Annotated in this window: 7 protein-coding genes; 3 read left to right on the forward strand and 4 right to left on the reverse strand. The window is 70.2% G+C overall.

The annotated features are described in order from the left end of the window. Both G6024_RS04550 and G6024_RS04555 read left to right on the forward strand, forming a co-directional pair. The coding region (locus tag G6024_RS04550) for a cupredoxin domain-containing protein (protein ID WP_478213476.1) at positions 1-368 on the forward strand (368 nt) is incomplete at its 5' end. A gap of 133 nt (positions 369-501) precedes the next feature. Continuing rightward, on the forward strand, positions 502-1,416 hold the full coding sequence (locus tag G6024_RS04555) for a VOC family protein (protein WP_159148165.1): 915 nt from the start codon (positions 502-504) through the stop codon (positions 1,414-1,416). Positions 1,417-1,435: 19 nt separating this feature from the next. On the opposite strand, the gene bluB is transcribed toward G6024_RS04555, so the two are convergent. Then, a complete protein-coding gene (bluB, locus tag G6024_RS04560; RefSeq protein ID WP_067715013.1) occupies positions 1,436-2,044 on the reverse strand; it encodes a 5,6-dimethylbenzimidazole synthase in 609 nt (202 codons plus the stop codon). Between the two features lie 87 nt (positions 2,045-2,131). Between bluB and G6024_RS04565 the strand changes: the two genes are divergently transcribed. Continuing rightward, a complete protein-coding gene (locus tag G6024_RS04565) occupies positions 2,132-2,269 on the forward strand; it encodes a hypothetical protein (RefSeq protein ID WP_167457859.1) in 138 nt (45 codons plus the stop codon). A gap of 59 nt (positions 2,270-2,328) precedes the next feature. Here the strand turns inward: G6024_RS04565 and G6024_RS04570 are convergent, their stop codons facing one another. Genes G6024_RS04570 through narJ form a run of 3 tightly spaced genes read right to left on the reverse strand, consistent with a single transcriptional unit; the run spans position 2,329 to position 4,818 of the window. After that, positions 2,329-3,309, reverse strand: coding sequence for a tellurite resistance/C4-dicarboxylate transporter family protein (locus tag G6024_RS04570; protein ID WP_119193038.1), 981 nt, complete (start codon positions 3,307-3,309; stop codon positions 2,329-2,331). Between the two features lie 58 nt (positions 3,310-3,367). Beyond that, on the reverse strand, positions 3,368-4,189 hold the full coding sequence (gene narI, locus G6024_RS04575; RefSeq protein WP_159148166.1) for a respiratory nitrate reductase subunit gamma: 822 nt from the start codon (positions 4,187-4,189) through the stop codon (positions 3,368-3,370). Further along, entirely contained in the window at positions 4,186-4,818 is a 633-nt protein-coding gene (gene narJ, locus G6024_RS04580; protein WP_159148167.1) for a nitrate reductase molybdenum cofactor assembly chaperone, read from the reverse strand. Before narJ ends, narI begins: the two co-directional genes overlap by 4 nt. Positions 4,819-4,831 lie beyond the last annotated feature (13 nt).

The following is a 4,831-nucleotide window of genomic DNA, read 5'->3' on the forward strand; positions in this document are numbered from 1 at the left end:
CGGCCGGGCAGCCCGACCTGGTGATGTTCAACGGGCACGCGACCCAGTACCGGCGGGACCCGCTGACCGCCCGGGTCGGCGAGACCGTGCGCGTGTGGGTGGTGGCGGCCGGACCGAGTGACGGGACGAGCTTCCACGTGGTGGGCTCACAGTTCGACACCGTGTACAAGGAGGGCGCCTACCTGCTGCGGGACGGGCGGGACGCCTTCGGCAGTGGGAACGGGGGCGCACAGGCGCTCGACCTGGCCCCGTCGCAGGGCGGGTTCGTGGAGATGACCTTCGTCGAGCCCGGGCGCTACACGTTCGTGGACCACTCGTTCGCCGACGCCGAGAAGGGCGCGGCGGGCTTCCTCGACGTCACTGAGTAGACGCCGCGGAGTAGGCGCCCCGGCCGGCGGTCCCGCGGGGGTGGGTGACGCATCACGGAATAGGCGAGCGGGTGGGCCGGTTGATATAGATGACACATCACGCAACCGCGATGCCGAGAGCAAGGAGGGCACCATGCCCGTCTACGTCCAGAACCCCGATCCCCGCAGCCTGGCCGAGCGCCCGGCCGACGACCTGCTCGCGGCGGACACGCGCATGGGCGCGGTCGAACTCCTGGTCCGGGACCTGGACTCGATGATCGCGTTCTACGCCGACGGCGTGGCCCTGGACGTGCTCGAGCAGGCCGGCGAGACCGCCGTGCTCGGCCGGGCGGGTCGACCGATCGTGCGGATGCGCCGCATGCCCGAGCTGCCGCCGCGCACGCAGGGGCAGGCCGGACTGTTCCACACCGCGGTGATGTTCGACGACGAGCCGTCGCTGGCCGCGGCCGTCGCCTCGGTCGCCCGGCATGCGCCGAGATCCTTCACCGGCAGCGCCGATCACCTCTACAGTCAGGCGTTCTACTTCGACGACCCCGAGGGCAACGGTGTCGAGCTGTACACCGACCGGCCCCGCGACACCTGGGCCACCGAGCCCCACGGGTTGCTGAAGGTGGCCACCAACCCGCTTGACCCCAACGCCTTCCTGCGCACGCACCTCACCCCGCCGGTCGCCGGTTCGTCGATCGGGACGTCCGCGGCACTGGGGCACGTCCACCTCCAGGTCGGCGACATCGGGACAGCCCGCGACTTCTACGTCGACGCCCTCGGCTTCGAGGTGATGAGCGACGTCGGTTCGGCACTGTTCATCGCCGCCGGCGGGTACCACCATCACATCGCGGTCAACACCTGGGGCACGGCCGGCGCCGGCCCGCGCGCGGCGGCCCTGGGCCTGGGCCGGGTGAACATCGAGCTGCCCACCGCGGACGATGTCGACGCACTCCGGCAGCGACTGGCCGACCACCGGATCGAGACACGTCACGACGGCGCGGTCCTGCGATTCGACGACCCGTGGGGGACCGTCATCGAGGTCGGGGTCGAGCGGGCCTGACCCCGGTCCCCCGGCGTGGTCAGACCCAGTCGACGGACAGCGGGGAACGACGTCCCCACCCGACGGTCTGTAACAGTGGTTCGTCCAGCTCCAGGGCAGGGTACCCGAGGCACAGGTAGGCCAGAGGGCGTGCGCCCGGCGGAAGCCGCACGCTGTCGGAGAGATGGCCGGGTTCCACGAGACTCACCCATCCCATACCGAGGCCTTCCGCCGTCACCGCCAGCCACAACAGGGTGATCGCGGCGACCACGCTGTACTCGGTCGCCGCCGGGACGCTGGTGGTCCCGAGGATCGGACCCGGCGGCGGCACATGGCTGACCACCAGGCCCACGGGCGCCTGGAGGATGCCCTCCAGGCGGAGCGAGTCGTACAGTTCGCGGCGTTCGCCGCCGAACCGTTCGGCCTCGGCGGCGCGGACCGCGCGGAAGCCGTAGTGGATGTGTTCCCGTACGGCGCGGTCCTCGACCACCGTGACGTGCCACGGCTGGCTCAGTCCGACACTCGGCGCGACCGCGAAGACCTCGAGCAGTCGCTCGATGGTCTCCCGCGCGACCGGTGTCGGGTGGAAGTGACGATGGTCGCGGCGGGTCGACAGGATGCGCCACAGGGCGTCGCCGTCACTTCTCATATCCGTACTCCTCGGACTCCACTCTCGGCCGGTCGCGGTAGGGGCCCACCGACTCTAGACTGGCGCCCCCGGACATGGAGGTACACGATGGCATTCCTACGCAATGCACTGAGGAGCGGGATCGCGCTCAAGGCCGTACAGGTGGTCAAGCGCGAGGCCTCGAAGCCCGAGAACCAGCGCAAGGCCCGCGAGTTCGCGGAGAAGATGCGCAACCGCCGGCGCTGACGGTTCGACCCGTCCCGCCCCTGACGGCGGGGCGGGTTCGGCACCGCCACTCCGGCCCGTCATGTCGGGACCCGCGTGACCCGCGGGAGTCTGGATCGGATCATGCCGACGAGCGCGATGAGCCAGGCCGCGACCGCGACCCACATCCACGTCTCGCCGATCCAGGCGACGATCGGCAGGTCGTCGGCCCGCCCGAGGTACATCCCCGCGACGGCGTACATGCCGAGCGGGAAGACGATCGACCACCAGGTGGGTTCGAATCGGAACGGCACCCTCTTGATCCCGTGACGCCACACCCCCACCGCCACCAGGGCCGGGATGAGCCAGGTGGCGAAGCACCAGAACACCACGACCAGGCCCGCGACGAGTCCTCGCACGGCGTCGACCATCGGGGCGCTGGCCATCTCCACGATCCGTGCGCCGGCGACGACGGTGATCGCCACCGCCCCCATCGAGACCCAGTACGGGGGATCGAGCTCCCGCGGATCCAGCGGGTAGAGCATGAGCCGGAGCGAGACGAACACCGCGCACGCCACGTAGAGGACGACGCCGACCGACCAGGACGCCACGGCCACGATCGCGAGGGCGTCGCGGGCCGACTCGACGTGGGGCTCCAGGGTCGCCGCGGCGACGGCCACCGACTGGCTGGCGACGACCCAGATGAACCAGGTGCCGTTGGCCTCCGCGACCACGGGGCGCTCGTCGCGGGACAGGACCGCGACCCAGGGGACCGTGTAGCCGAGCACGATCCAGACGGCCGCGCCGACGCAGAGGAGCGCCACGGACGCCACGAGCAGGTGCCGCCCCGCGAGCGCCACCGCGAGAACGTTCGTCCCCGCGACGAACGTGAAGAAGAGGAACGCGGTGCGGGAGTCATGCAGGTCGGCGACGACCTCGGCGCGGAAGGCGATCAGCCGCCACAAGGTGAGGAGCACGAGGATCCCGTACTCGATCGCGGTGAGCACGATCAGGATCACGGACACCGTCTCCCAGCCCCGCTGCCCGGCTCCCACGGCGACGATCCCCGTCGCCATGACCATGGCGAAGTACCCCGGAGACAGTCGCGCGGGCGTCGGGAGGCTGCGTGACCGGGTCACCTCAGTGACGTGGTACGCGGCTCGATCCGGACCGGGCCCGCCCGGCGCCGATCTCGCGGCTCACGTCGCCGACGTCCTCGCGCATCCAGCCCCGGCGGTACGGGCGGTTGCCGAACTGGCCTGCCGGACGCGACCGGTACACGACGTAGGGACGCCACAGGTAGCCGATCGGCGCGGAGAACACGTGGACCAGGCGGGTGAACGGCCAGATGGCGAACAGCAGGAACGCCACGATCGCGTGCAGCTTGAACGACATGGGCGCGGACAGCATCAGTGCCGGATCGGGCTGGAACCAGAAGATGCCTCGGAACCACACCGACAGCTCCTCGCGGTAGTCGTAGTGGCTGAGGATGTTGCCGACGATGGTGTTGGCCATGCCCAGGAAGATCGTCGCGGCCAGGAAGACGTACATGACCTTGTCGTTGACGGTCGTGGCGGAGAAGACCGGCCCGACCGTGCGGCGACGGTAGATGAGGATCACGAGTCCGACCACGGTGCAGAAGCCGGCGATCGCCCCGGTGATCACCGCGATCCAGTGGTAGGCGTCGTTGGTGATGCCCACGGCCTCGGTCCACGACTTGGGGATGACCAGGCCGATGATGTGGCCGCCGACCACGAAGAGGATGCCGAAGTGGAACAGCGGGCTGCCCCAGCGGAGCAGGCGCGACTCGTAGAGCTGACTGGAACGGGTGGTCCACCCGAACTTGTCGTAGCGGTACCGCCACCAGTGGCCCACGACGAAGATCGCCAGGCACACGTACGGCAGGATCACCCAGAGGAAGATGTCCAGGATCGTCACCTCGGCTGCAGTCGTTCCGATCATGGCCGGGCCCCGCTTTCCAGGTAGGACGAGGAGGTGAACGCCTCCAGGCCGACTTCCTCGTCGGGCGGCCCCTGGGCGACGAGTCTGCTGACGGCGTCGCGGTCGTGCCCGCCGATAGCCGGGAGGGTGGCCGAGACGGTCTCCAGCGCGCCGGTCCAGGGCGAGCCGCGGTCGGCCAACGAGATCCGCAGCAACTCGAGACCGGCGCGGTGCTGGACGAGCAGTGCACGGCAGCCGTCGAGATCGCACTGCGCACCGAACTCGAGGACCACGCCGAGGTGGTCGGGGAGCTCCCCGGCCCCGAGTTCGGCACCGGCCGCCTTGTACGTCTCGATGAAGTCGACGAGTGCGGTGCCGCGCTTGCGAGTGTCCCCGTACCGGTAGTAGGTCAGGTAGAGGCAGCAGCGGCGCCGCATGTCGAACGTCTCCACGTACTCCGACTGCAGGTCGTCGAGGGGAGTCGACTCCAGATGGTCGACCAGACCCAGCAGTGGCCGCGCGACGGCGCCCCGCTCCCCGGCCAGTTCGCGCACGAGCGGGAGCCGGTCGATCAGCTCGGCGGTCGGGTAGTCGATCAGCAGTGAGACGGCCTGGTAGAGCGCGGGGTCGCCGGGCGCGCCGCGGCCCACCGCCGGCCCGCTG

This window comes from Dietzia maris, assembly GCF_014144855.1.
GTDB classification, from domain to species: Bacteria; Actinomycetota; Actinomycetes; order Mycobacteriales; family Mycobacteriaceae; genus Dietzia; species Dietzia kunjamensis.